Annotated in this window: 18 protein-coding genes; 7 read left to right on the forward strand and 11 right to left on the reverse strand. The window is 67.2% G+C overall.

From position 1 onward, the window contains the following. Positions 1-68: 68 nt before the first annotated feature. Positions 69-974, reverse strand: coding sequence for a 3-methyl-2-oxobutanoate hydroxymethyltransferase (gene panB, locus NVV90_RS07920; protein ID WP_258440630.1), 906 nt, complete (start codon positions 972-974; stop codon positions 69-71). A 193-nt stretch (positions 975-1,167) separates the two neighbouring features. On the opposite strand from panB, the gene NVV90_RS07925 reads away from it, so the two are divergent. From NVV90_RS07925 to NVV90_RS07935, 3 genes are read left to right on the forward strand one after another with little or no spacing between them, the layout of a single operon-like run. Beyond that, positions 1,168-2,508 (forward strand): glutamine synthetase family protein, encoded by a 1,341-nt coding sequence (locus NVV90_RS07925; protein WP_258440631.1) that lies wholly within the window; start codon positions 1,168-1,170, stop codon positions 2,506-2,508. A 9-nt stretch (positions 2,509-2,517) separates the two neighbouring features. Continuing rightward, positions 2,518-5,529, forward strand: a complete 3,012-nt coding sequence (locus tag NVV90_RS07930; RefSeq protein ID WP_258440632.1) for a bifunctional [glutamine synthetase] adenylyltransferase/[glutamine synthetase]-adenylyl-L-tyrosine phosphorylase — start codon at positions 2,518-2,520, stop codon at positions 5,527-5,529. A gap of 33 nt (positions 5,530-5,562) precedes the next feature. Further along, positions 5,563-6,084: a GNAT family N-acetyltransferase gene (locus NVV90_RS07935; RefSeq protein ID WP_258440633.1), complete on the forward strand. Its 522-nt coding sequence runs from the start codon at positions 5,563-5,565 to the stop codon at positions 6,082-6,084. A gap of 388 nt (positions 6,085-6,472) precedes the next feature. Here NVV90_RS07935 and glnA read toward each other — a convergent pair whose 3' ends face one another. After that, on the reverse strand, positions 6,473-7,897 hold the full coding sequence (gene glnA / locus NVV90_RS07940) for a type I glutamate--ammonia ligase (protein WP_207616282.1): 1,425 nt from the start codon (positions 7,895-7,897) through the stop codon (positions 6,473-6,475). A 322-nt stretch (positions 7,898-8,219) separates the two neighbouring features. On the opposite strand from glnA, the gene NVV90_RS07945 reads away from it, so the two are divergent. Beyond that, positions 8,220-8,657, forward strand: coding sequence for an RDD family protein (locus NVV90_RS07945; RefSeq protein ID WP_258440634.1), 438 nt, complete (start codon positions 8,220-8,222; stop codon positions 8,655-8,657). Positions 8,658-8,766: 109 nt separating this feature from the next. Here the strand turns inward: NVV90_RS07945 and NVV90_RS07950 are convergent, their stop codons facing one another. The 3 genes from NVV90_RS07950 to lipB form a co-directional block, all read right to left on the reverse strand. Further along, entirely contained in the window at positions 8,767-9,528 is a 762-nt protein-coding gene (locus NVV90_RS07950; protein ID WP_258440635.1) for a DUF4191 domain-containing protein, read from the reverse strand. Between the two features lie 87 nt (positions 9,529-9,615). After that, positions 9,616-10,638 (reverse strand): lipoyl synthase, encoded by a 1,023-nt coding sequence (gene lipA, locus NVV90_RS07955; protein ID WP_258440636.1) that lies wholly within the window; start codon positions 10,636-10,638, stop codon positions 9,616-9,618. Further along, the gene (gene lipB, locus NVV90_RS07960) at positions 10,635-11,303 is read right to left on the reverse strand and encodes a lipoyl(octanoyl) transferase LipB (protein ID WP_258440637.1); all 669 of its coding nucleotides are present in this window, start codon (positions 11,301-11,303) and stop codon (positions 10,635-10,637) included. Before lipB ends, lipA begins: the two co-directional genes overlap by 4 nt. A 143-nt stretch (positions 11,304-11,446) precedes the next feature. Between lipB and NVV90_RS07965 the strand changes: the two genes are divergently transcribed. Further along, entirely contained in the window at positions 11,447-13,081 is a 1,635-nt protein-coding gene (locus tag NVV90_RS07965; RefSeq protein ID WP_258440638.1) for a serine/threonine-protein kinase, read from the forward strand. A gap of 24 nt (positions 13,082-13,105) precedes the next feature. Here the strand turns inward: NVV90_RS07965 and NVV90_RS07970 are convergent, their stop codons facing one another. Then, positions 13,106-14,005, reverse strand: coding sequence for a TIGR01777 family oxidoreductase (locus tag NVV90_RS07970; RefSeq protein WP_258440639.1), 900 nt, complete (start codon positions 14,003-14,005; stop codon positions 13,106-13,108). 94 nt (positions 14,006-14,099) lie between these two features. Between NVV90_RS07970 and NVV90_RS07975 the strand changes: the two genes are divergently transcribed. Then, the gene (locus tag NVV90_RS07975; RefSeq protein ID WP_258440640.1) at positions 14,100-17,612 is read left to right on the forward strand and encodes a S41 family peptidase; all 3,513 of its coding nucleotides are present in this window, start codon (positions 14,100-14,102) and stop codon (positions 17,610-17,612) included. Between the two features lie 108 nt (positions 17,613-17,720). On the opposite strand, the gene NVV90_RS07980 is transcribed toward NVV90_RS07975, so the two are convergent. Continuing rightward, positions 17,721-18,149: an OsmC family protein gene (locus tag NVV90_RS07980; protein WP_258440641.1), complete on the reverse strand. Its 429-nt coding sequence runs from the start codon at positions 18,147-18,149 to the stop codon at positions 17,721-17,723. A gap of 133 nt (positions 18,150-18,282) precedes the next feature. Between NVV90_RS07980 and NVV90_RS07985 the strand changes: the two genes are divergently transcribed. Next, positions 18,283-18,669, forward strand: a complete 387-nt coding sequence (locus NVV90_RS07985; RefSeq protein WP_258440642.1) for a VOC family protein — start codon at positions 18,283-18,285, stop codon at positions 18,667-18,669. 86 nt (positions 18,670-18,755) lie between these two features. Here NVV90_RS07985 and NVV90_RS07990 read toward each other — a convergent pair whose 3' ends face one another. The 4 genes from NVV90_RS07990 to NVV90_RS08005 all read right to left on the reverse strand — a co-directional run bounded on the left by NVV90_RS07990 (position 18,756) and on the right by NVV90_RS08005 (position 24,313). Further along, positions 18,756-19,109, reverse strand: a complete 354-nt coding sequence (locus NVV90_RS07990) for a hypothetical protein (protein WP_258440643.1) — start codon at positions 19,107-19,109, stop codon at positions 18,756-18,758. A 180-nt stretch (positions 19,110-19,289) separates the two neighbouring features. Continuing rightward, complete coding sequence (gene sucB / locus NVV90_RS07995; RefSeq protein WP_258440644.1) at positions 19,290-21,008, reverse strand: 2-oxoglutarate dehydrogenase, E2 component, dihydrolipoamide succinyltransferase; 1,719 nt, start codon at positions 21,006-21,008, stop codon at positions 19,290-19,292. A 103-nt stretch (positions 21,009-21,111) separates the two neighbouring features. Beyond that, complete coding sequence (lpdA, locus tag NVV90_RS08000) at positions 21,112-22,494, reverse strand: dihydrolipoyl dehydrogenase (protein WP_207617246.1); 1,383 nt, start codon at positions 22,492-22,494, stop codon at positions 21,112-21,114. Positions 22,495-22,792: 298 nt separating this feature from the next. Then, on the reverse strand, positions 22,793-24,313 hold the full coding sequence (locus NVV90_RS08005; RefSeq protein WP_258440645.1) for a leucyl aminopeptidase: 1,521 nt from the start codon (positions 24,311-24,313) through the stop codon (positions 22,793-22,795). Between the last annotated feature and the right edge of the window lie 235 nt (positions 24,314-24,548).

Here is a 24,548-nt window from a genome sequence, read left to right on the forward strand (position 1 = left end):
GAGCGCGTAAGTCGCTGACGCGCGAGGGGCCCTGGCGGGCTTGCGGGCCTGGGGGAGAGCGTCCGTCGCTAGAACGTGTGCTCCGGGCCGGGGAACTGGCCCGAGCGGACGTCCTCCGCGTAGGCCGTGGCGGCTTCGCTGAGGATGCCGCGCAGGTCCGCGTACTGCTTCACGAACTTAGCCATCTTGCCGCCACGAAGGCCGGCCATGTCCTGCCACACCAGGACCTGCCCGGTGGTGACGTTGCCGGCGCCGATGCCCACCGTCGGAATGCGCAGCGCCGCATCAACGGCTGCGGCGGTTTCGGCGGGCACCATTTCCATCAGCACGCAGAACGCGCCGGCGTCCTGGAGCGCCACGGCGTCGTCAACCAGCCGCTGGGCGTCGTCGCCGCGGCCCTGGACCCGGTAGCCGCCGAGCGAGTGTTCGCTTTGCGGGGTGAAGCCGATGTGGGCCATGACGGGGATGCCGGCCTGGACCATGGCGCGTACGGTGCTGGCGTAGAACGCCCCGCCTTCGATCTTGACGGCGTGGGCCAGGCCCTCCTTGAGGAAGCGGACGCCGGTGGCCACGGCCTGTTCGGCGGAGACCTCGTAGCTGCCGAACGGCAGGTCCGCGACCACCAGGGCGCGGTGCGCGGAGCGCGCGACTGCCCGGCACAGGGGGAGGAGTTCGTCAACGGTGACGGGGAGGCTGGTTTCGTTGCCGAAGACATTGTTCGACGCCGAGTCGCCCACCAACAGGACCTCGATGCCGGCCTGGTCGAAGATCTCGGCCGTGTACTGCTCGTAGGCCGTGAGCATGGCGAAATGTCCGCCGTCGTTCTTGGCCTGCTGCAGGTGGTGCGTCCGGATCCGGGCAAGGGGTTTCCTCGCTGCGCCGCCTTGCGCTGCGCCGGCGGCTGCCGGGCCGGTGCCGTAGGGTGCGGGCGACTCTGCGGGCGTGCTGGATTCGGGATGGTTGCTTGAGGCCATGGGATAGAGCCTAAGCGGTGCCGGCGGCCCGGGCCACCGGAGTGTGGCGAAGCTCCCGTTTGTAAACGCTGTGTTACGCGGCCGCTTCGGCGCCGCCATTCGGAGCCAATGCTTAGTAGAGTAAAAGCTGAGCTGCCGCGCGCCTCCTCATCCTGGAGCCGCGGCGTGGACGTTGAACCGGAGAAGAGGCCCCATGGACCGCCAGCAAGAGTTCGTTTTGCGGACGATCGAAGAGCGTGACGTGCGCTTCGTACGCTTGTGGTTTACCGACGTCGTGGGTTCGCTTAAATCCGTGGCACTGGCGCCGGCGGAAGTCGAGGGCGCCTTTGAGGAGGGCCTGGGCTTCGACGGTTCGGCCATTGAAGGTCTGGCCCGCGTGTTCGAGTCCGACATGCTGGCCCAGCCGGACCCCTCCACTTTCCAGATCCTGCCGTGGCGCGGCGAGACCGAGCAGACCTCCAGGATGTTCTGCGACGTCCTGACTCCGGACGGCGAGCCCTCGGCTGCCGATCCCCGCAACGTCCTCAAGCGCACGCTCGCGAAGGCCGCCGACATGGGCTTCACGTGCTACACGCACCCGGAGATTGAGTTCTACCTCCTGAAGTCCAAGGAGCTCGACGCCAGCGGCTACCCCGTTCCGGTGGATGAGGGCGGTTACTTCGACCACGTCCCCGGCGGCGTGGCCCAGGACTTCCGCCGCACCGCGGTGACGATGCTGGAGTCGGTGGGCATCTCGGTCGAGTTCAGCCACCACGAGGGCGGTCCCGGCCAGAACGAAATCGATCTGCGCTACGCGGATGCCCTGCAGACCGCGGACAACATCATGACGTTCCGCACCGTCATCAAGGAAGTGGCCCTTCAGCAGGGCACCTACGCCACCTTCATGCCGAAGCCGTTCACGGACCACCCGGGCTCGGGCATGCACACGCACTTCTCCCTGTTCGAAGGCGACACCAACGCCTTCTTCGAGGCCGGCGCCGAGTTCCAGCTCTCCACAACGGCGCGGCAGTTCATTGCCGGCATCCTCAAGCACGCCCCCGAATTCACGGCAGTCACCAACCAGTTCGTGAACTCGTACAAGCGTCTTTGGGGCGGCGGAGAAGCGCCGAGCTACCTGAGCTGGGGCCACAACAACCGCTCCGCGCTGGTCCGTGTGCCCCTGTACAAGCCGGGCAAGGGCCAGTCCGCCCGGATCGAATACCGCGGCATCGATTCCGCCACGAACCCCTACCTCGCCTACGCCGTGCTCTTGGGCGCCGGACTCAAGGGCATCGAGGAAGGCTACGAGCTTCCCCCGGCAGCAGAGGACGACGTCTGGTCGCTGACCTCGGCGGAACGCCGGGCCATGGGCCACGCCCCGCTGCCGGCCAGCCTGCACGATGCCATCCGGGCCATGGAGGAATCCGAGCTCGTGGCACAGATCCTCGGCGAGCAGGTCTTCGAGCACTTCCTGCGCAACAAGCGGGCCGAATGGCAGGACTACCGGCTCCAGGTGACCCCGTACGAGCTCAAGCGCAACCTCGGCATTCTCTAGGCGCGCCGCATGAGCCTTGCACGTCGGCTCATCTCGGCCGGTTTCAGTGATCTTGAGAAGGGCGAGAGGTTCCTTGGCGCGCCCGAACTGGACGGGATCGACCAGGACACCCTGTTCGCCGGCCTCTCGATCGCCGCGAACCCGGACACAGCCCTGCAGTCCCTGGTCCGGCTGATCGAGAAGCACCCGGCCCTGAAGGAACTGGCCGCGGCCGATCCGGATACCAGTGAGCCGCTCTACCGCCTGCTGGGAGCGTCCGAGGCCCTCGGTGAGTTCCTGATCCGGCGCCCGGAGCATCTGGACGTGTTCAACGTCCGGGTCAGCCCGGAACCGGTGCCGACTGACGCCGAGGAACTGCGTTCCAGGTTCCTGCGCAGCGTCCGGGCCGAACCGGGTTCGCCCCGTCCGGTGGCCGGGTTGACGGGTGTGCCCGCCTACGCGGCCCTGCGCACCGCCTACCGCCGCGGCCTGGCCGAGCTGGCCATCAAGGACCTGTGCGCTGCCTCGCCGCAGGACTACATGCCCTTCGTCGGGGCCGAACTGGCCGACCTCGCCGGCGCCGCGATCGAGGGCGCCCTGGCGGTGTCCCGCGCCGAGGCCGTGGGCCAGTTCGACGCCGCCGAGATCGCCGCCGTCGGGCTTGCCGTCATCGGGATGGGCAAGTGCGGTGCCCGTGAACTGAACTACATTTCCGACGTCGACGTCATCTACGTCATCGAGGCGGCCGGTCTGGAGGACGCCCGTGCGGCCACGATCGGGACGGCCCTGGCGGCCGGCATCTCCCGGGTGATTTCCTCCCCGGCGCCGGAACCCGGGCTGTGGGAAGTGGACGCCAATCTGCGGCCGGAGGGAAAGTCCGGGCCGCTGGTCCGCACACTCGCCTCGCACCTGAGCTACTACGCGCGCTGGGCTGAAAGCTGGGAGTTCCAGGCGCTGCTTAAGGCCCGGACGATCGCCGGCGACAAGGAATTGGGCGCCCGCTATGAGGACGCCGTCCAGCCGCTCGTTTGGGCGTCCGCCGGCCGCGAGGGCTTCGTGGAGTCCGTGCAGGCCATGCGCCGCCGCGTCACCGACAACATCCCCGCCGCCGAGGAACAGCGCCAGATCAAGCTGGGGCGCGGCGGACTGCGGGACGTCGAATTCACGGTGCAGCTGCTCCAGCTGGTGCACGGCAAGTCGGACGAGTCCCTTCGCCGCCGGGACACCACCTCCGCTATCGCCGCATTGTCCGCCGGGGGCTACATCGGCCGGGCGGACGCCGCTGCGTTCGACAACGCGTACCGCTACTTGCGGCTCCTCGAACACCGCATCCAGCTCTTCCAGATGCGCCGCACGCATCTCATGCCCGCCAGTGCCGAGGCGCAGCGGTTCCTGGCAAAGGCGGTCCTGGGGCCGTTCAGTATGGAGCGCCCGCACCCGGACCAGCTGATCGGGACCTGGCAGAAGACCAAGCGTTCCGTGCGGGAACTGCACGACCGGATCTTCTACCGCCCGCTCCTGAACACTGCCGCGGCGCTGAGCAGCGAAGATGCCCGGCTGACACCCGAGGCCGCCCAAGGCCGGCTCGCGGCACTTGGCTACCTGGATCCGTCCGGTGCGCTGCGGCACATCGAGGCCCTCACCGCCGGCGTCAGCCGACGGGCAGCCCTCCAGCGGCAGCTGCTTCCTGTGCTGCTCAGTTGGCTCGCCGAGGGAGTGGATCCCGACGCCGGCCTGCTGGGATTCCGCCGTGTCAGCGAGGCCCTGGGAACCACTCATTGGTACCTGGGCATGCTCCGGGATTCCCAGGCAGCCGCAGAACGGCTCTGCCACGTCCTGGCGAACTCACGGCTGATAGCGGACCTGCTGGAGGTTTCGCCCGAATCGGTGGCTTGGCTGGGCAACGACAAGGAGCTGGCACCCATCAGCTTCGAGGCGCAGTGGCAGGAAATCCAGTCCAAGATGTCCCGGCACGCCGAGCCGGAGAAGAGCATGCGCCTGATCCGGCTCATCCGGCGCCGCGAGACCCTGCGCATCGCCATCGCCGACAGTTCGGGGCTCCTCGACCAGGAGCAGGTGGGCCTCGCCCTGGCCGACACGGACCGTGCCGCCGTCCTGGGTGCCCTCCACGTGGCCGAGAACATCGTCTCGGCGTCTGCGCCGCTCAAGACCGAGGTCCTGGTGGTGGCCATGGGCCGGCAGGGCGGCCGCGAGATCGGCTACGGTTCCGATGCCGATGTCATGTACGTCCACCGGGCCCTGCCCGGGTTCCGTGAAGAGGAGGCCCAGGAGCAGGCGACGGCGATCGTGGGGCTCATCTCCAGCCTGCTGACCCAGCCCCTCAAGCCGGCCATCATGGCCGAGCGCGTGCTGGTGGTGGATGCCGACCTCCGCCCCGAGGGCAAGAACGGCGCCATGGTGCGTTCGCTGGACTCCTATGCGGAGTATTACCGGCGATGGTCCTTGATCTGGGAAGCCCAGGCGCTGCTGCGGGCCCGGCCGATGGCCGGCTCCGACCAGTTGGCCGCCGATTTCCTGGCCCTGATCAATCCCATCCGGTACCCGGGGACGCTTGCGGAGACGGATGTCCGGGAAATCCGCCGGGTCAAGGCCCGCGTGGAATCCGAACGGCTGCCCCGCGGCGCCGACCCTGCACGGCACGTCAAGCTGGGACGCGGCGGGCTCAGCGACGTCGAGTGGCTCGTTCAGCTCCTGCAGCTGCAGCATGCCGGCAAGCATCCGGAGCTGCGGAGCAGTTCGACGCTCGAGGCGCTGGCCGCAGCGGAGACACTGGGCCTTTTGGGCAAGGGGGACGCAGGACTGCTGCGGAAGGCATGGCAGCTGGCCAGCCGGATCCGTTCAGCCAACGTCATCGTGACCGGGCGGGCTTCCGATGTGCTGCCCTCGTCGCGTCGCGACCTGGAAGCCGTGGCGCGCTGGTGCGGCTATGCACCCGGCGTGGCGGCCGAGTTCGAGGAAGACTACCTGCGCCTGAGCCGACGCGCCCGGGGTGTGTTCGAGAAGCAGTTCTACGGCATCTGATCCTGCCGGCGCCTCCTTCGCTAGGCTCAGGGGATGCTTGACACCGTGTGGCTGATCCCGCTGAAAATGCTCGACGACGATGCCCGCGCCATCCAGCTCGGTGCGGTCGCCGGGATGGAACTGGCCGCGGGGCAGAGCGACTTTGTCGGCGACCCCTTCCGGATGATGCTCCTGGGCCTCGAGGAGGAGGCCCGGCTGCCGTATGTCATCGAGGCCGGCGGATCTGCCGTGGGCGTCCTGACCCTGCAGCCCGGGGCGGCACGGCTTGCCGGGTGGCCGGACGACGATTCGGCCTGGCTGCTGAGGGGCTTCCTGATCGACAAGAGGGCGCAGGGGAGAGGACTCGGGACGCTGGCCGCGGCTGCCGCCGTGGAGGAAGCCCGGAAACTGACGCGGAGGCTGGGCGGCGGCCAGGCCGGCGTCGTGCTCTCCGTCAATGAACGGAACCCGGCCGGCCAGGCTGCTTACGTGAAAGCCGGGTTCAGCGACCACGGGCAATACCTTGGCGGGGACTCCGGACCGCAGAGGATCATGTACAAGGCATTCGGGGCGTGACTGGCCTATTGGCAGGACGGTCCGAGGGATAGAATTGCGGCATCAACGGACCCCTCGATTGCCGGTGTTTATCCCGGGGGCGGCGTGGCGTTCCAGGCTTGGTCTGCGGTGCATGACGGTGAGGAGTGTGAGCAGAAGATGCACCCGTATGTAGCATCCATCGTGTGGGCCGTGTTCATCACGTGCGGCCTGTTCGTCGCGTCGGTGAACCTCATACGCTCGTGGAAGACGTGGGCCAAGCACCGCTAGGCGTGGCCTCCACAAGCACAGAAGGCATAGATGCAGAGAAGGGGCCACAGGCGTGATGCCTGTGGCCCCTTCTCGTGTGGAGGAATCCAGATTCCTGCGGACTCCCTGCGGACTAAACTCCGTTAGCCGCGTGTCCTGACTAGCAGCTGTAGTAGAGCTCGAACTCGTACGGGTTCGGGCGCAGCGCGAGCGGCTTGATTTCGTTCTCGTACTTGTATTCGATCCAGGTGTCGATCAAGTCCTGGGTGAAGACGCCGCCGGCCTGCAGGAACTCGTTGTCCTCGCGCAGTGCTTCGAGGGCTTCCTCGAGGGAACCCGGAGCCTTGGGGATGTCCTTGGCTTCCTCGGCGGGGAGCTCGTAAAGGTCCTTGTCGATCGGAGCCGGGGGTTCGATGCGGTTGCGGATGCCGTCAATGCCGGCCATCAGCTGGGCAGCGAATGCCAGGTACGGGTTCGAGGAGGGGTCCGGCGCGCGGAACTCGATGCGCTTGGCCTTCGGGTTGGAGCCCGTGATCGGGATGCGGATACCGGCGGAGCGGTTGCCCTGCGAGTAGACCATGTTGACCGGAGCTTCGAAGCCCTTGACCAGGCGGCGGTAGGAGTTGACCGTCGGGTTGGTGAAGGCCAGAACAGCCGAGGAGTGCTTCAGCAGGCCGCCGATGTACCAGCGCGCCATGTCCGAGAGGCCGGCGTAGCCCTTCTCGTCGTAGAACAGCGGCTCGCCGTTGCTCCACAGCGACTGGTGGCAGTGCATGCCCGAGCCGTTGTCACCGAAGACCGGCTTCGGCATGAACGTGACGGACTTGCCCCACGCGTCAGCGGTGTTCTTGATGACGTACTTGAACTTCTGCAGGTCATCGGCTGCCGAGGTCAGCGTGGTGAACTTGTAGTTGATCTCTGCCTGGCCGGCGGAACCAACTTCGTGGTGCGAACGCTCAACTTCGAGGCCGGCCTTGTCCAGCTCAACGCACATGGCGTCGCGCAGGTCAGCCTGCTTGTCGGTCGGGGCAACCGGGAAGTAACCGCCCTTGACCGGGGTCTTGTAACCGAGGTTGCCGCCCTCTTCCTTGCGGCCCGTGTTCCAGTGCGCTTCTTCGGAGTCGATCTTGTAGAAGCTGCCCTGCGGGGAGGACTGGTACTGGATGTTGTCGAAGACGAAGAACTCGGCCTCGGGAGCGAAGAACGCGGTGTCTGCAATGCCGGTGGAGGCGAGGTAGGCTTCAGCCTTCTCAGCCACGCCACGCGGGTCGCGGTGGTACGGGTCGCCGGTGCGCGGGTTCACGATGGAGAAGTTCAGTGCCAGCGTCTTCTCGATGCGGAACGTGTCCACGAAGGCCGAGGTGACGTCCGGGATGAGCTGCATGTCGGACTCGGCGATGCCCTGGAAGCCGCGGATGGAGGAGCCATCGAACAGCTGACCGTGGACGAAGAAGTCGAGGTCTACGCTCTTGGCCGGCACATTGAAGTGCTGCTGGACGCCCGGCAGGTCGGTGAAGCGGATATCGACGAACTTGATGTCTTCGTCTTTGATGAACTGGAGGACTTCGTCCGCGGTCTTGAACATCTATGCTCCTTACGCATATCAAGTAACAGGCCAGGAGGCCGTCTGGTCCAGCGCAATGCGATAGGGAGGAGACACAAAAATCTCCCCCTTGCCGCGGTGGCTAGCAACTTACACAACCTTAGGGACATGGGATTTCCCCAGGGTATCCGTATTGTTTCGGGCAGGTTACAGAATCATCTGTTGTGTAAACGCTAGTCGGAATCCAGGTTCCGTGGCGATTGCCGTCCAACGGGTGAACAGTGCAGGCAGCGCAAGGCGGCGGCCGCACCATAAGAAGCCCCCGCCGTCGGGCACCGAAAGCCACAGCCGTTAGTCTTGAAGGGTGGTAGATCGTAAAGACATCGGCTCATGGCTTACCGGCCCGGACACGTCCGGCATCTCCAAGTACCCGGGCGAGAGGCTTGGCCTTCCCGAGTCCGGGCCCGGTTCGATGGCGCGGGCAGGGCGGCGCATCCTGGCGATCGCCATCGACTGGACCATTGCCCTGGTCATCAGCAACTTCGCCTTCGGTGGCAACCAGTGGGCCACCTTGGCAGTGTTTGCCGCCGAGCAGATCCTCCTGATCGGCACCCTTGGCTACAGCATCGGGCACCGGATGGCCGGAATCCACGTGGTCCGGCTGGGCGGCGGCCCCGCAGGCCCGCTCGCGGCCCTGGTGCGCGCCGTGCTCCTGTGCCTGGTGATCCCCGCCGTCATCTTCGATCCGGACCAGCGCGGCATCCATGACAAGGCCATGAACACCATCCTTATCCGGATGTAACTTTCCCGCCGTTCCCGGCTCGGCGCAGCACAAGCACAGACCCAGCAGACACAAAAGCGCCCCGCTCCCTGGAGATCCAGGAGGCGGGGCGCTTTGCGTGGAACGGAAATCAGCGTCCGCGGGCGGCCTTGCGGTCCGGGCGGGCCTTGTAGGGGTCGATGCCCTTGGGGATCGGAAGACGGTTGCCCAGCGAGTTGATGCGCTTGCTGACGGCGTTGACCTCGATCTTGGTGAGTTCCTTCTTGAGCTTGCCCATGTTCTTGGCAATCTGGTTGAGGGGCACCTGGCCTTCGCCGCGGCCGCTTTCGATGACGTGGATGGTGACGTTCGGGAGGATGCGTGCCAGGCGCTTCCGCTCGGCGTCGACCAGGGGCTTGACGCGGTGCGTTGGGCCCTCGGCGACAAGAACGACGCCGGGGCGGCCGATCGCCATGAACACGGCATCCTGCGTGCGCGGGTTGACGGCAACCGGCTGGTCCTGCGTGATCCAGCCACGGCGCAGCGTGCCCAGAGCGGCGCCTGAGGCGCCCGGCTGGTTCTCGATCTGCGCGAAAGCAGCGCGCTCGGCCCGGCGCGAGAGGATGAAGACGGCGGCGAGCAGACCCAGCGGAATGCCGATGATCAGGCCGGTGACCCAGTTTTCCAGGAGGAAACCGACCAGGAAGCTGACGGCAACGATCGCAAGGAAAGCGAGGAGCATCAGCCAGACGACCTGGGGGTCGTTGCGGCGGGTCATCTTGAAGACCTCGCCGATCTGCTTCAGCTGGCTCGGCTTCTTGGCCTTCGCTTCCTTGGGCTTGCGGTTGAACAGCCCACGCTTGGGAGCGTCGGCCGACGGGGTCGGGTTGCTGGAATCAGGGGAGTTCGCCATAGTGCCTTAATTCTACGTGATGTACGTCTAAGGACCGGACTCCGGTTGTGCCCGATGTCCGGTCCTTATGACTTGAAGATGCTGTTCCTAGCCGGCGTGGGCGGCGAGGATGGTGCGGGCTTCCTGGCGGGTGGTGCCGGAGTCCTGGATGCCTTCGGCGATGTGGGCCAGGTGGGCGGGGATCTGCCGGCCCTTCTTGCGCATCGCGGTGGCCCAGAGCCGGCCGGCGCGGTAGGAGGAGCGGACCAGGGGCCCGGACATGACGCCCAGGAAGCCGAGCTCCTCGGCCTCGGTGGCGAGGTCCACGAATTCCTGGGGCTTGACCCAGCGGTCCACGGGCAGGTGCCGTTCGGAGGGGCGCAGGTACTGGGTGATGGTGATCAGGTCGCAGCCGGCGGCGTGCAGGTCCGCGAGGGCCTCGGAGATCTCCTGGCGGGTTTCGCCCATGCCCAGGATGAGGTTGGACTTGGTGACCATGCCCAGGTCCCGGCCCTGGGTGATGACGTCCAGGGAGCGTTCGTAGCGGAACGCGGGCCGGATGCGCTTGAAGATGCGGGGCACGGTCTCGACGTTGTGCGCGAACACCTCCGGGGCGGAGTCGCAGATCGCGGCGATGTGCTCGGGTTTGCCGGAGAAGTCCGGGATGAGCAGTTCGACGCCGGTGCCGGGGTTCAGTTCGTGGATCTTGCGGACGGTCTCGGCGTAGAGCCAGACGCCCTCGTCCGCGAGGTCGTCGCGGGCCACGCCGGTGACGGTGGCGTAGCGCAGGTTCATGGCCTGCACGGAGCGGGCCACCTTGGTGGGTTCGAAGCGGTCCACGGGGGAGGGCTTGCCAGTGTCGATCTGGCAGAAGTCGCAGCGCCGGGTGCATTCGGAGCCGCCGATCAGGAAGGTTGCTTCCTTGTCTTCCCAGCATTCGAAGATGTTGGGGCAGCCGGCTTCCTCGCAGACGGTGTGCAGGCCTTCCTTCTTGACGAGGTTCTTCAGGCCCACGAACTCCGGGCCCATCTGGACCTTGGCCTTGATCCACTCGGGCTTGCGTTCGACCGGGACGGCGGCATTGCGCTGTTCAACGCGCAGCAGCTTGCGGCCTTCAGGTGCCAGGGTCACTGGATAGCTCCTTCGGGGCTGAAAACGAGTGCTTCTTCGTGCTTGCGGAACTCTTCCACGAAGCGCTCGGCGATGTCGGCCGGGTTGATGACCTGGCCCGTCTCAATGGACATGGTGGTGACGCTGGCGTCCGTGATCCCGCACGCGATGATCTGTGCGTACGGCGAAAGGTCGTTGCTGCAGTTGATCGCGACACCGTGCATGGTGACACCGTCCAGGACGCGGATGCCGATGGCCGCGATCTTGCGGTCAGGGCCCTTGTCATCGGCCAGGACCCAGACGCCGGCCCGGCCTTTCACGGTGACGGCCTTGATGCCGTAGTCATCCATGACCGCGATCATCGTGGCCTCAAGCCGCTCCACGTAGTCGCGGATTCCGGCGCGGTTCTTCAGCTTCAGGATGGGGTAGGCAATCAGCTGGCCGGGACCGTGCCACGTCAGCTTGCCGCCACGGTCCACAGGAACAACGGGAGTGCCGTCGAAGGGACGCTCGTGGTCTTCCGTGAGCTTGCCGGCCGTGTAGACGGCGGCGTGCTCCAGAAGCAAAACGGTGCTGGGTTTCTCGCCGGCAACAACTTTGTTGTGGATTTCGCGCTGGAGATCCCAGCCCTGCATGTAATCAACGAAATCGGGGGCAAGACCCAGTTGGGAGAACTCAAGAGTCATGGGTTCAAGCTTAGACCCCGTGCGGCGATGGCTGTGATTTTGTGGCCAAGCTCTCAGTCGTACTCCTCTCCTTGGCGGACGCCCGGTTTGCGGGCCTGTGGATAACTTCTGCGGGAAATCCTCGGATCCGGTAAACCTTGAGCATGGAGAATTTGCCGACTGTTGCCGGGGCCATGCCGCTGATCCCCGGATTCCGGCCATCCCGCGAGCTGGGGCGCGGCGCCAGCGCCAGCGTGTGGCTGGCCGCCAGGGAAGCGGATGGCCGGCTTTTCGCCGTCAAATGCCTCGACGCCGGACTGCCCGACGCCGGTGCTGCCGCCAGGCAGGCCGAGCTGCTCCGTGAGGTGCGGATCCTCTCGCGGCTGAACCACGAGCATCTGGTCAAGACCCACGACGTGGTCAGGCTGGGAGGCGCCGCCGACGGCAGCCTCGGCCTGGTCCTGGACTACGCCGCCGGGGGATCCCTGGGCCAGCTGGTGGCCAGCCGCGGGAGGCTGGGTGTCGGCGAAACCGTGACGGTCCTGACGCCTGTGGCGCAGGTCATTTCGTACCTGCACGGCCACGGCATGACCCATTCCGATGTTTCACCGGGCAATATCCTCTTCACAGCGCACGGCAAACCCCTGCTGGCGGACCTGGGGATCGCCAGGATGCTCGGCGAAGCGGTTCCCGAATCCGCTGCAGGGACTCCGGGGTTCGCCGATCCCGGCGGCGCCGATGCGGGCACGGCCGGACTTCATCCCGAGCGGGACGTCTATTCCCTGGCCGCACTGGGCTGGTATTGCCTCACCGGATCGGTGCCGGAGCTGACGGCCAAGCGGCCGCCCTTGTCCCTGCTCGTGCCGGAGGTACCCGCAGGACTCGCGGCAGCCATTGAGGCCGGCCTCAACCCCGACGGCAGGCACCGGCCCTCTGCCGCGGAACTGGGAACGGCCGTCTACCGCTGCGCCGCACCGGAGCCGGTGGACCTCTCCGGCTCCGTGCATGCGACGGTCGTCCCCGAACTCCTGACGCGGCGGCAGTCCATTGCGCCCACGGGCGGCATCCGGGGAAGGCTCAAGGGGCTCCGGCGCATCCGCGGGCACATGCCGGCCCCGGGAACGCGACGGCGGGCGAAGAGCGGGCTGCGCGACCACGCACGGGCAGGCCACGGCGGCCACGTCGGTGTGCGGGCGTCCAGGCTTGCCCGCTGGCCAGGTTCCGTCTTGATCGCCTCGGTGCTGATCGCAGTGATGGCGGTTTCGGCCATTTGGCTGTTCCGGGAACCGGTCGAAGCAGCAGTGGACGCACATGGGGCCGGGGCTCTGGCAGCAGCACAGACCCATGAAACAGCCGGAGCCGGATTGCCGGAGCAGCTGCGCAAGCAGCTGGCGTCGGACGATCCGGTCGAAGCGGTCCTTGCCCTTTCGGCCGTGCGGGACCTGGCGCTGAAGCAGGGGCCGCTGCAGCTTTTGGACGAGGTAAACCTGCCGGGGTCCGCGGCGGCCGCCGCCGATGCCAGGATCCGTGCGCAGCTGGAACGGAGCCAGGCGGAAGGCGGGCGCCTGGTGCTGGCAGGATTCACCACGACACTGAGCAACATTGCCGTGGAACCGGGAACCACCGGTGAACGGGCCACGGTTGCCGTTGTCGCCAGCACCTCCGCCTATGCGGAACGCGACGAATCAGGGGCCACCGTCAGCGCCCAGGCTCCCGGACAATCCCAGGAGCTGCGGCTCGTCCTCGTCCGGACGAACGGTGCCTGGCGGATCTCCGAGATCCTGGCCGCCGCGACGTAGCAGTCGGCTATCTGCTGTCAGCCGTCAGCCGTCCTCGGTGCCGGCCAGCCACGCGGTGGCGTCGGCCAAAGCAGGGTGCTGCCATTGGAATCCGGAACCGGTGAGCCGTGCCGGCTCCATGCGCTGGTTGGCGAGGACGAGTTCATCGGCAAGCCGGCCCAGGACCAGCCGCAGCACTGGCGTGGGAACGCGGAGGACGGCCGGCCGGTGGAATGCTGCGGCAAGGCTGGCCACGATCGCATTGACGTCCGCGCTCTCCGGTGCACACACGTTGACCGGACCTTCAAGCCCGGAGCGCAGGAGAAAACTGAAGGCAGCCACCTCGTCCGCCAGGCTGATCCACGGCCAGTACTGGCGGCCGTTTCCGAGCGGGCCGCCGAGGCCCAGTTTCAGCAACGGAAGCACCGGACCGAGTGCCCCTCCCGAGCGGCTGAGCACCACCCCAGTACGGGGCGCCACAACCCGGACATTGGCCGGAGCCGTCCGCGCAGCCTTCTCCCATTCGACGCACAGCGCCGCCAGCATCCCTGTGCCCGGGCCGGAGTCCTCGCGGAGCAGCCCGGGCCGGGACGCGCCGTAGTAGCCGGACGCGGACTGGCTGATGAAGACCGCGGGCGGGGTGCCGAGGCGGCCCATCGCCGAGGTCAGCGTGCGCGTGGCATGCAGGCGGGATTCGCGGATTTCACGGACCCTTCGCCGCGTCCAGGGCCGGTCCCCGATGCCCGCGCCGGAAAGGTTCACCACGGCATCCGCACCGTCCAGCACCGATTCCTCGAGCACGCCGGCTGCCGGATCCCAGGTGGCCTCGTCCGGGCTGCCAGCTGCCCGCCGGACCAGCCGCACCACGTCCTCGCCTTGCTCCCTGAGGTACCCGGCCAACGCCGTGCCGATCATTCCGGAGGCTCCTGCAATCACGATCCGCATGGTCCATCTCATCACGGCTGCCGTGCCGCAGGAAGGAGGCACGGACCGTTCGGCGTTGGCCCCTCGGCTCCTGCCTCTTGACTATGATCGAACGATGACCTCCTCCAGCTACCTCCGCTTCCCGCACCTGCACGGCGATCTGGTCACGTTCGTGGCCGAAGACGACGTCTGGATCGCCCCCGTCGAGGGCGGCCGCGCCTGGCGCGTAGCGTCCCAGCAACTGCAGGCACGCAACCCACGCTTCACGCCGGACGGCAAACAGCTCGTCTGGACGGCCGTCGTCGGGACCTCCCCGGAGGTCCTCACTGCCGACGTCGACGGCGGCGGGTACCGCCAGCTGAGCCATTTCGGGCACAGCACCACGCGTGTCAAGGGATTCACGCCGTCCGGCGATGTGCTGGTGACCAGCGCCTTCCAGCAGGCCGAAGGCCGCCACACGCATGCCTACAGCCTCCCGCTGGGCGGCGGCACCGCCGTCGGGCTTCCCTTCGGACCTGTCGACTCTGTGGCGTACGGCCCGGAAATCGGCGACGAGAAGCCCGTGGTGCTTGCCAGTGTGCTGTCCCGCGAGCCTGCATGGTGGAAGCGCTACCGCGGCGGCACGGCCGGGAAGCTGTGGATCGACTCCGACGGCAACGGCGAGTTTGAGCGGCTGGTTCCGCAGATTGACGGAAACCTGGCCGACCCTCTGTGGGTGGCGGGCAGGATCGCTTTCCTCTCGGACCACGAGGGCTACGGCAACCTGTACTCCGTACTGCCCGACGGCTCGGAACTGCGGCGCCACACGGACCACGAGGATTTCTACGTCCGGCACGCCAGCACCGACGGCCAGCGGATCATCTTCGAGTCCGCCGGCGAACTGTGGCTGCTGGCCGGACTTGATTCCGATGCCGTGAGGCTGGACATCGTCCTCGGTTCCGCCTCCCCGGCGCGCAGGCCCGCGCCGCTCAAGGCCGGACTGCACCTCGGCGACGTGTTCCCGAATGCGGAGGGCACGGCCAGCGCCATCGAAACGCACGGCACCATCCACTGGCTGCGGCACAAGGACGGGCCGTCACGTGTGGTGGAAGCGACCCCCGGTGTCCGTGCCCGCCTGCCTCGGCCGCTCACTGACGGCCGCATCGCCTACGTGGCGGACCACGGCGGCGTTGAAGCCATCTACATCAAGGACATCGCGCCGGTCCTGTCCGGCAGCATGCAGCTTCCCGCGCCGGCGCAGCCCCCGTTTCCAGCGGAAACAGGGGATGCCTTGCCGAAGCCGGTTGCGGCCTCCGCGGTGACAGGCCAGACCGGAGTTCCCTCCAGGACGCCGGAGGGCCGGCTGGCAGCGGCTGAACGTCCGACGGCGGTGCCTGCCGACGATGTGCAGGAAACAGGTGCACAGGAAGCCGGTGCGACGGCTGCGGCCGCGCAGGAGGCCACCGGCGAAATCCGAGTCGCGTTCCCGAAGCCGGCACGCACCAGCGCCCTCGAAGCGAGTCCGGACGGACGGTGGCTGGCCGTCGGCACGGCCTTCGGCGACGTCTTCGTGGCCGACACGGCCGAGGGAACCCTGACGCTTTTGGTCAGCGTGGGCGAGGGAAGCATCGAACACCTTGCCTGGTCGCCTGATTCCCGCTGGCTGGCCTGGTCCGAGCCCGTGACGTCGTTCGGCTCCCGGAGCAAGCTTCGGATCGCCCGCCCGGCCGACGCGCAGACCGCCATCGTCGACGTGACAGATGGCCGTTTCTGCGACGAATCACCCACCTTCACGCCTGATGGCAAATTCCTGGCCTTCCTGTCCAACCGCAGCTTTGACCCGGTCTACGACGGCCATGCCTTCGACCTCTCCTTCCCGAGCCCCATCAAGCCCTACCTCGTGGCACTTGCCGCGGACACGCCGTCGCCGTTTGGCCCTTCCGTGGATCCGCTCGGAGCCCCGGATGCCGGCGAAACCGCAGGCAGGGAGGTCGCAGGCAAGGGAAACAAGGCCGAGGACACGGTCGTTCCGGAGGTCCGGGTTGACGCCGAGGGCCTGGCCCACCGCGTGATCGGCGTGCCGGTGCCGCAGGGCAACTATTCCGGGCTCACCGCAGCCGATGGTGCCCTGCTCTGGCTGGACACCGAACTCAGCGGCGTTACCGGCGAAGGCCGGGGAACCCTGCAGGAAAAGGAACCGGCACCGTCTCTCGTCCGCTACGAGTTCGCCAAGCGCAAGCCGGCCACCCTGGTGCCCGCCGTGGACCGCTACCGGCTCTCCGAAGACGGCAAGCGCGTCGTGTTCGTGCTGGACAAGCAGATCAGCGCGGTCCCCGCCAACGCAAAGGCCGACGAGGAATCGGGGGAACTCGTCAAGGTTGACCTCAACCGGATCCGCGTCATCCTGGACCCCGTGGCTGCCTGGGGCCAGGCCTTCGACGAGGCCTGGCGGCTCCAGCGCGACTTCTTCTGGACCGCGGACATGGCCGGACAGGACTGGGACGCGATCCACGCGCGGTACCGCCCCGTGGTGGAACGCCTGGGCTCGCACGACGACCTGGTCGACCTCCTGTGGGAACTCCACGGCGAACTCGGCACCTCGCACGCCTACGTCCGGCCCGCCGCGGCCACCGAGCCCGGCAGGAACGGCCAGGGCCGGCTCGGCGCCGAACTGAAGCTCACCGCCGAAGGCTGGGAAATCACCCGGATCCTGGCTGGCGAATCCTCGGACCCGCTCGCCACGTCCCCGCTCACCCGCCCCGGGGCAGACGCGAAGGTGGGCGACCTTCTGCTGGCGATCGACGGCGTCGAGCTCTCCGCCTCGGTGAGCCCCGCCATGCAGCTGGTCGGCGCCGCCGGGCGCACCGTTGAACTTACCCTGCGCAACGGCAGCGGACACGGCGCCGCCGCCGGACGGCAGCGACGCGTTGCCGTGGTGCCCGTCCGGGACGAGGAACGCCTACGGTACCAGGACTGGGTCCAGGCCAACCGCCGCACCGTCCGCGAAGCCTCCGACGGCGCCTTCGGTTACCTGCATGTGCCGGACATGATGGCCAACGGCTGGGCGCAGCTGCACCGCGACCTGGACACCGAAACGTCCCTGGACGGGCTGATCGTGGACGTGCGACGCAACCGCGGCGGCCACACCTCGCAGCTGGTGGCCGAACTGATCGGACGCAAGGTCACCGGCTGGAGCATGCCCCGCGGCGAGAAGCCGCGCACTTATCCGCACCACGCCCCCCGCGGCCCCGTCATCATCCTGGCCGATGAATTCGCCGGCTCCGACGGCGACATCATTACCCAGGTCTCCAAGCTGCGCGGCATCGGCCCGGTGATCGGCACCCGGACCTGGGGCGGCGTGGTGGGGATCGACAACCGCTTCTCCCTGGCTGACGGGACCGGGGTCACCCAGCCGCGCTACGCCACCTGGTTCGGCGGCGGGATCGGCTGGGACGTCGAAAACAGGGGTGTGGAGCCGGACATCGAGGTGGTGTTCCCGCCGCACGCCTACGCAGCCGGAACCGATCCGCAGTTGGAGTACGGCATCGGTGCGCTGAAGGAAATGGTCCAGGAGCTGCCCACGGACCGTCCGCCGCTGCGCGAGGGCTACCGCACGGTCCGTCCAGCGCCGCTCCCGGCCCGGCCGTAGCGCGGCGGGGCCTGTACCAGGGCCAGGCCCGCAGGGCACGGAAAAGCCCGGCTCCTCCCGAGAAAGGGTGGGGCCGGGCTTTTCCGTCAGTCCTGGAAGCCGCGCGACCTAGACGGCGAGCGTTGCGGTCAGGGTGATCGGCGTGGCGCGGAGGGCCTGGGACACGGGGCAGTTGACCTTGGCGTCTTCGGCCAGGGCCTGGAATTCCTCTTCGGTGGCGCCGGGGATGCGGGCGCTGACCGTCAGGTGGATGCCGGTGATGCCCTCGCCCGGCTGGAAGGTCACATCGGCCTTGGTGTTGACTTCTTCCGGGCTGAAGCCGGCGCCGGCCACGCCGTTGCTGAAGGCCATGGAGAAGCAGGCGGAGTGCGCGGCGGCAATGAGCTCTTCGGGGCTGGTCTTGCCTTCGGCGGATTCGGAGCGGGCCTTCCAGGTGACGTCGAAGGTGCCCAGTCCGGAGCTGTCCAGCGTGGTGTTGCCGGCGCCTTCGATGAGGTTGCCGTTCCAAACGGTGTGTGCGGTGCGTGTTGTTGCCATGTCCACTCCTGAGCGTCGTTGCGTATCGGCATCCGGCCAGCCGCCGGATGCCACCAGAGACAATCCTATGGATTCACGGGTCCGGCCGCACACCTGTCCGCTGTCAGTGGATTGTGACCCCTAGACTGTGCGGATGGAGAGCCACACGCACAACGATGCCGCCCCGGCCAGGAAGCCGCCGCGGATTGCCACGATCATGGTCAACGCGGTGGACGCCGAAGAACTGGCCGGATTCTGGTCTGCGCTGCTGGACCTTCCCGTCTCGGCGAGGTCCGGGCAGTTCCTCTGGCTCCGGCCTGCTGCTGCCGGTATGCCGCAGCTGGCCTTCCAGCAGGTGGAGGCGCCCACCGAGGGCCGCCGGCGCCTGCACCTGGACATCCACGACGACGACCCTGCCGGCCTGCGCCGCAAGGCTGAATCGCTCGGGGCCGTGTTCGTGGAGGGCCATGACCTGGGGGACTTCCACTGGGATGTCATGCAGGACCCCGAAGGCAACGAGTTCTGCATCGCCCACGACTGAGCCGGGGCCCACGCCCGAGGCGCGGGTCAAGCGGCAACGGCAGCCCCGCCAGAGCGGGGCTGCCGTTGTGTTGTTCGTCTGCGGAATCAGTTCCAGATCGTGGCGATGGCGATGTTGACCAGGGCCAGTCCGCCAACGCCATGCGCGATGCCAGTGGAAACGGCCTCGCCCTTCTTGACCTTGCGCGAGCCGATCACCGCAAGCACGGCAACGGCGACGCCGATGGCGAACTTGATGCCGAGCTTGAAGTAGTTGGGGTCGGCGTCGGGCATGAAGGGCAGCAGGCCCATCATGGCGATGCCCGTGAGCAGCTGCAGGAAGGCGCCGTCGCGCTGGCGCGGGTGGACGGTCGGCTCTTTCATAGTGGCGATCCAGTAGCCCACAATCATGGCTGCGCCGACGATGTGCAAGAACACCAGGATGCTGAAGAGAATACTCATGGCTCAAGCTTAGCCAGAAGGTTCTACGTCCCGTAGCAAGGCCACGCAGGCGGCACGCACAGGATGGACAACCGGAGCAAACAGAAGCGGGGCAGGTCCCGGCGCTTTCGCACCGGAGCCTGCCCCGCCGTCGTTCATTGACCGCCGCCGGAAGCGGCGGCCGTCATGAATCGATCAGGACTAGAGTCCCAGATCTGCCTCGAACGCACCTTCCTCAAGGCGGGCCTTGAGGGTCTGCAGGAAGCGGCCAGCGTCAGCGCCGTCCACCAGGCGGTGGTCGTACGTGAGCGAGAGGTACATCATGGAGCGGATGGCGATCGAGTCGTCACCGTTCTCATCGGCAACAACAACGGCGCGCTTGACGATGGCGCCGGTGCCGAGGATGCCCACCTGCGGCTGGTTGATGATCGGGGTGTCGAACAGGGCGCCAACGGAACCGATGTTGGTGATGCTGAACGTGCCGCCGGACAGTTCGTCCGGGCCGATCTTGCCGTCACGCGTGCGGCCTGCGACGTCGGCGATCTTGCCGGCCAGGCCGGCAAGGTTCAGATTGCCGGCGTCGGAGATGACCGGAACCAGCAGGCCCTTGTCGGTGTCGACGGCGATCGCCAGGTGCTCGGCGTTGTGGTAGGTGATTTCCTGCTTGTCTTCATCGTAGGCAGCGTTGAGCTTGGGGTGCTGCTTGAGCGCCTCGGCGACAGCCTTGGCAATGAAGGGCAGGAAGGTCAGCTTGACGCCGTTCTGGGCCTGGAACGAGTTCTTGGCCTTGAGGCGGAGCTTGGCGACCTTGGTCATGTCGACCTCGTGCACCTGCGTCAGCTGGGTGGAGATCTCGAGGGACTCGCGCATGCGGCGGGCGATGACCTGGCGGATGCGCGGTGCCTTGGCTACGGTGCCGCGCAGCGAGGACGCAACCACCGGGGCGGCGGCGGGCTTGCTTGCGGTTGCGGCGGCCGGTGCAGCCGGTGCAGCTGCCGGGGCGGCAGCGTTCTTGGCTTCTGCCGCGGCGAGCACGTCCTGCTTGCGGATGCGGCCGCCGACGCCGGTGCCTGCCACAGCGGCGATGTCCACACCGTGCTGGTTGGCGAGCTTGCGGACCAGGGGAGTGACGTAGCCGGATTCGGCCGGGGCAGCAGCTACCGGGGCAGCAGGTGCCGGTGCGGCAACGGGGGCTGCGGCGACGGGTGCCGGTGCTGCGGCCGAATCCGGAGCAGCGGCCGGAGCCGGTGCGGCAACGGGAGCTGCGGCGACGGGTGCCGGAGCAGCGGCCGGAGCCGGAGCAGCGGGTGCGGCTGCGCCGGAGCCGATGACGGCCAGAACGGAGCCGACCTCTGCGGTCTCGTCCTCGTTCACACGGATTTCCTGCAGGGTGCCTGCAACCGGGGACGGGATCTCGGTGTCGACCTTGTCGGTGGAAACCTCGAGCAGCGGCTCGTCGATCTCAACCGTGTCGCCCACGGCCTTCAGCCAGCGGGTAACGGTTCCTTCGGTGACGCTTTCGCCCAGGGCCGGGAGGGTCACTTCGTGGCCTTCGCCTGCGGCGACGGGTGCCGGAGCAGCAGGTGCCTCGGCGGCCGGAGCTGCGGGGGCTTCCTCTACCACGGGGGCAGCGGGTGCGGCCTCGGCCGGCGCGGCTTCGGCAGCGGGAGCAGCAGAACCGGAGCCGTCGCCGATGCGCACCAGGGGAGCGCCAACTTCGGCGGTCTCGTCCTCAGCGACGAGAATTTCCTCGATGACGCCAGCGATCGGAGAGGGGATTTCGGTGTCTACTTTGTCGGTGGAAACCTCGAGCAGCGGCTCGTCGATCTCTACCCGGTCACCAACCTGCTTGAGCCAGCGGGTGACGGTTCCTTCGGTGACACTCTCACCGAGGGCGGGCAAGTTAACGGATTCAGACATGTCGTCCCCGTTCTCCTTATTGATCTTGTGGATGAATTCTTGGTTCGGTCCGGTGCGTCGGGCAGGTTGGCCGGACGCACCGGACCGTGGCTTGGGTGAAGTCTTAACCGTGAAGCGGCTTGCCCGCGAGGGCAAGGTGGGCTTCGCCCAGGGTTTCGTTCTGCGTCGGGTGGGCGTGGACCAGCTGTGCGACGTCCTCCGGGTATGCTTCCCAGTTGACGATCAGCTGTGCTTCGCCGATCTGCTCGCCCATGCGGGAGCCGATCATGTGAATGCCGACGACGGGGCCGTCCTTCTGGCGGACAACCTTGACGATGCCGCCGGTGCCGAGGATGGAGCTCTTGCCGTTGCCGGCCAGGTTGTATTCCTGGGTCTCCACCTGGTCGTCGCCGAACTTCTCCTTGGCGCCCTTTTCGGTGTAGCCGACGGTGGCGATTTCAGGCTCGCAGAACGTGACCTTGGGGATGTTCACGTCTTCAACGATGGTGGGGTTCAGGCCGGCGATTTCTTCGGCGACGAAGATGCCCTGCTGGTAGCCGCGGTGGGCCAGCTGCACTCCCGGGACGATGTCGCCCACGGCGTAGATGTTGCCGACGCCGGTGTGCAGGCGCTCGTTGGTGATGACGAAGCCACGGTCCAGCGTGATGCCGGCTTCTTCGTAGCCGAGGTTTGCGGTGACGGGGCCACGGCCGACGGCGACCAGCAGCAGCTCTGCTTCGAAGGTCTTGCCGTCAACGAGGGTGACCTTGACGCCGTTCTCGTCCTGCTCCACGCCCTGGAAGAAGATCCCGGTGCTGAATTTGATGCCGCGCTTCTTGAAGGCGCGCTCCAGGTTCTTCACGATGGAGGCGTCCTCGTTCGGGACGAGGGAGGGCAGGCCCTCGATGATGGTGACGTCCACACCGAAGGACTTCCAGACGGAAGCGAACTCGACGCCGATGACGCCGCCGCCGAGCACGATGGCGCTCTTGGGGATGTAGTCCATCACCAGGGCCTCGTCGGAGGTTATGACCTTGCCGCCGATTTCCAGGCCGGGAAGCGAGCGCGAGTAGGAGCCCGTGGCCAGAACGATGTTCTTGCCGGTGTAGGCGGTGCCGTTCACAACAATGGTGTTGTTGCCCTGCAGCTTGCCTTCGCCTTCGATGACCGTGATGCCCTTGGACTTGATGAGTCCCTGCAGGCCCTTGTACTTGCCGGCAACGATGCCGTCCTTGTACGCGTTCACGGCTGACATGTCGATGCCGTCGAACGTGACATTCACGCCGTACTTGCCGGAATCGCGTGCGTGGTCGGCCAGTTCAGCCGAGTGCAGCAGTGCCTTGGTGGGGATGCAGCCGTTGTGGAGGCAGGTGCCTCCGAGCTTTGCCTTTTCGATAAGGCCAACCGTGAAACCAAGCTGTACGGCCCGCAGAGCCGTGGCGTAGCCGCCGCTGCCGCCACCGAGTACCAGGATGTCGAATTCTTGCGCAGTTGCCTGATCGGCCACTTAGACGCTCCCTCGCGTGAATGATGACACGCGACAACGCGTCATCTGGTCTTGGAACTTGTTCTGCCGTGATTATGCCAGCACGAAAGTTCTCTTGCATTTGTGACTATCGAAGTTCACCTTAGCGAACCACCTACCCATGCTCCCACCCTCGGCAGGCGTTTGTGGGGCGCTTGTGTCCAGACTCACGTTGTGGAGTGACACAGCGAGCATCTTCCCGCCGCTTGGCGGGTGCTGCAGGGGCCACGGAGCTGTCCGCGGCCCCTGCGGCACGCCCCGGAAAGGGTGCTGGGCGTATCTACGCGGAAGCCGCCAGGACGTCCTCCACATAGGCAAGCAGTGTGCGGACAGTGCAGCCCGTTCCCTGCTTGGGCGTGTAGCCGTAGGGGCTGCCGTTGTTGAAGGAAGGCCCGGCGATGTCCACGTGCGCCCACGGGATCTGCTCGCCCGCCGCATCCTTGCCCACAAACTCGCGCAGGAAGACCGCGGCGGTCATCATGCCGCCATGCCGTTCTCCGATGTTGGCCAGGTCGGCCACCTGGGAGTCCAGGCTGGCGCGCAGTTCTTCCGGGAGCGGCATGGGCCAGACCAGCTCGCCCGCACGGTCGGCCGCCGACTTCAGGGCGGCAGTGACGCTGTCGGAACCCATGACGCCCGCCGTGCGGTTGCCCAGGGCGATCAGCTGCGCGCCGGTCAGCGTGGCGACGTCGATGATGGCGTCCGGCTGCTCAAGGCTCGCCGCCACGAGGCCGTCCGCCATGACCAGGCGGCCCTCGGCGTCAGTGTTGAGCACCTCCACGGTCTTGCCGCCGTAGACGGTGAGGACGTCGGCGGGACGCTGCGCGGCGCCGGAGGGCATGTTCTCGGCGATGCAGAGCCAGGCAGTGACCTTTACGGGCAGGCCCAGCCCGGCAACCGCCAGGACAGTGTTAAGCACGACGGCGGCGCCCGCCATGTCGCTCTTCATGTCCCCCATGCCGAGGGCCGGCTTGATCGAGATTCCACCGGTGTCAAAGGTGATGCCCTTGCCCACCAGGGCGATCTTCTTGCTCGCCTTGGCCGGCGCGTACTCCACCTTCACGAGGCGAGGCTGGCGCGTTGAGCCCTTTCCGACGCCCAGGATGCCGCCGAAGCCTTCCTTCTCAAGGCGCTTCTCGTCCCACACCGTGATCTTGACGGGCAGGCCCTTGGCGAGTTCCTTGGCGGAGTCCGCGAAGGACTCGGGGTAGAGGTGGCTGGGCGGCTGGTTGACCAGGGTGCGGGTCGCATTGACCGCGCGGCCGATCAGCCCGGCGCGGTCCAGGGCCGGCTGGGCGTCCTTGGCGGCGACATCCGTGTAGATGACGGCCTTGGCCACGGGGTCCTTCAGTCCGTCCTTGCTGGAACGGTGCTCCGTGTAGGAATAGGCGCCCAGGGTGGCGCCTTCGGCGACCGCCGCGACGTCGGCGAGGGACGCCGTCGGGAAGGCAAGCGTGACGGAGGCAAGCCCGGCGAGCTGGCGGACTGCGGATCCAGCGGCGCGGCGCAGGGCCTCTTCGGACAGGGCGCCGTTCTCCAGGTTGCCGACGCCGGCCAGGACCAGGACGCCGGCGCCGGTTTCGGGCAGGCCCGGCAGGCGGTGGGCCTGATCGGGGGCACCCGTGACACCGAGGACCTCAAGGGAGCCGGCCAGGGTCTCCGCGGCCTTGGCGCTCAACGGGTTCGCGAGCAGCACCGGCCCGTCCGTGCCTTGCGCCACTCCAATGACGAGCGCGTCACTGGGGGACTTCTTGAGGTCCTTGGCGATAACGGCCAGGGTGATGTCAGTAGTCTTGACCACGAGGATCTGTCCTCACTTCTCTCTGCGTTGCATGGCGGGGGGCTGCATGTTTGGCGCCCGCCCCGGGTACGCGTCCGCCGTCCTCTTGCGACGACGGCCTTCGTCTTCAGGGCCGCCTGGGCGGCCCGCTTCGATCGTAGTCTCTCGACTGCGCCGGACGGCAATTAAATGAGAGCTGCAGCACATCCGCGGTCAGGAATGCCTGACCCGCGCAAGGCGTTGTAAGAATACATAG

It is taken from the genome of Arthrobacter sp. CJ23, from assembly GCF_024741795.1.
Lineage (GTDB): Bacteria > Actinomycetota > Actinomycetes > Actinomycetales > Micrococcaceae > Arthrobacter.

Excerpts from the sequence above, each read along its gene's own strand:
- lipB (WP_258440637.1), bottom strand. The coding sequence starts at position 11,303 with ATGACTCTTGAGTTCTCCCAACTGGGTCTTGCCCCCGATTTCGTTGAT.
- NVV90_RS07970 (WP_258440639.1), bottom strand. The coding sequence starts at position 14,005 with ATGCGGATCGTGATTGCAGGAGCCTCCGGAATGATCGGCACGGCGTTG.
- NVV90_RS07985 (WP_258440642.1), top strand. The coding sequence starts at position 18,283 with ATGGAGAGCCACACGCACAACGATGCCGCCCCGGCCAGGAAGCCGCCG.
- NVV90_RS07965 (WP_258440638.1), top strand. The coding sequence starts at position 11,447 with ATGGAGAATTTGCCGACTGTTGCCGGGGCCATGCCGCTGATCCCCGGA.
- glnA (WP_207616282.1), bottom strand. The coding sequence starts at position 7,897 with ATGTTCAAGACCGCGGACGAAGTCCTCCAGTTCATCAAAGACGAAGAC.
- panB (WP_258440630.1), bottom strand. The coding sequence starts at position 974 with ATGGCCTCAAGCAACCATCCCGAATCCAGCACGCCCGCAGAGTCGCCC.
- NVV90_RS07980 (WP_258440641.1), bottom strand. The coding sequence starts at position 18,149 with ATGGCAACAACACGCACCGCACACACCGTTTGGAACGGCAACCTCATC.
- NVV90_RS07975 (WP_258440640.1), top strand. The coding sequence starts at position 14,100 with ATGACCTCCTCCAGCTACCTCCGCTTCCCGCACCTGCACGGCGATCTG.
- NVV90_RS07930 (WP_258440632.1), top strand. The coding sequence starts at position 2,518 with ATGAGCCTTGCACGTCGGCTCATCTCGGCCGGTTTCAGTGATCTTGAG.
- sucB (WP_258440644.1), bottom strand. The coding sequence starts at position 21,008 with ATGTCTGAATCCGTTAACTTGCCCGCCCTCGGTGAGAGTGTCACCGAA.
- NVV90_RS07990 (WP_258440643.1), bottom strand. The coding sequence starts at position 19,109 with ATGAGTATTCTCTTCAGCATCCTGGTGTTCTTGCACATCGTCGGCGCA.
- NVV90_RS07925 (WP_258440631.1), top strand. The coding sequence starts at position 1,168 with ATGGACCGCCAGCAAGAGTTCGTTTTGCGGACGATCGAAGAGCGTGAC.
- NVV90_RS07950 (WP_258440635.1), bottom strand. The coding sequence starts at position 9,528 with ATGGCGAACTCCCCTGATTCCAGCAACCCGACCCCGTCGGCCGACGCT.
- NVV90_RS07935 (WP_258440633.1), top strand. The coding sequence starts at position 5,563 with ATGCTTGACACCGTGTGGCTGATCCCGCTGAAAATGCTCGACGACGAT.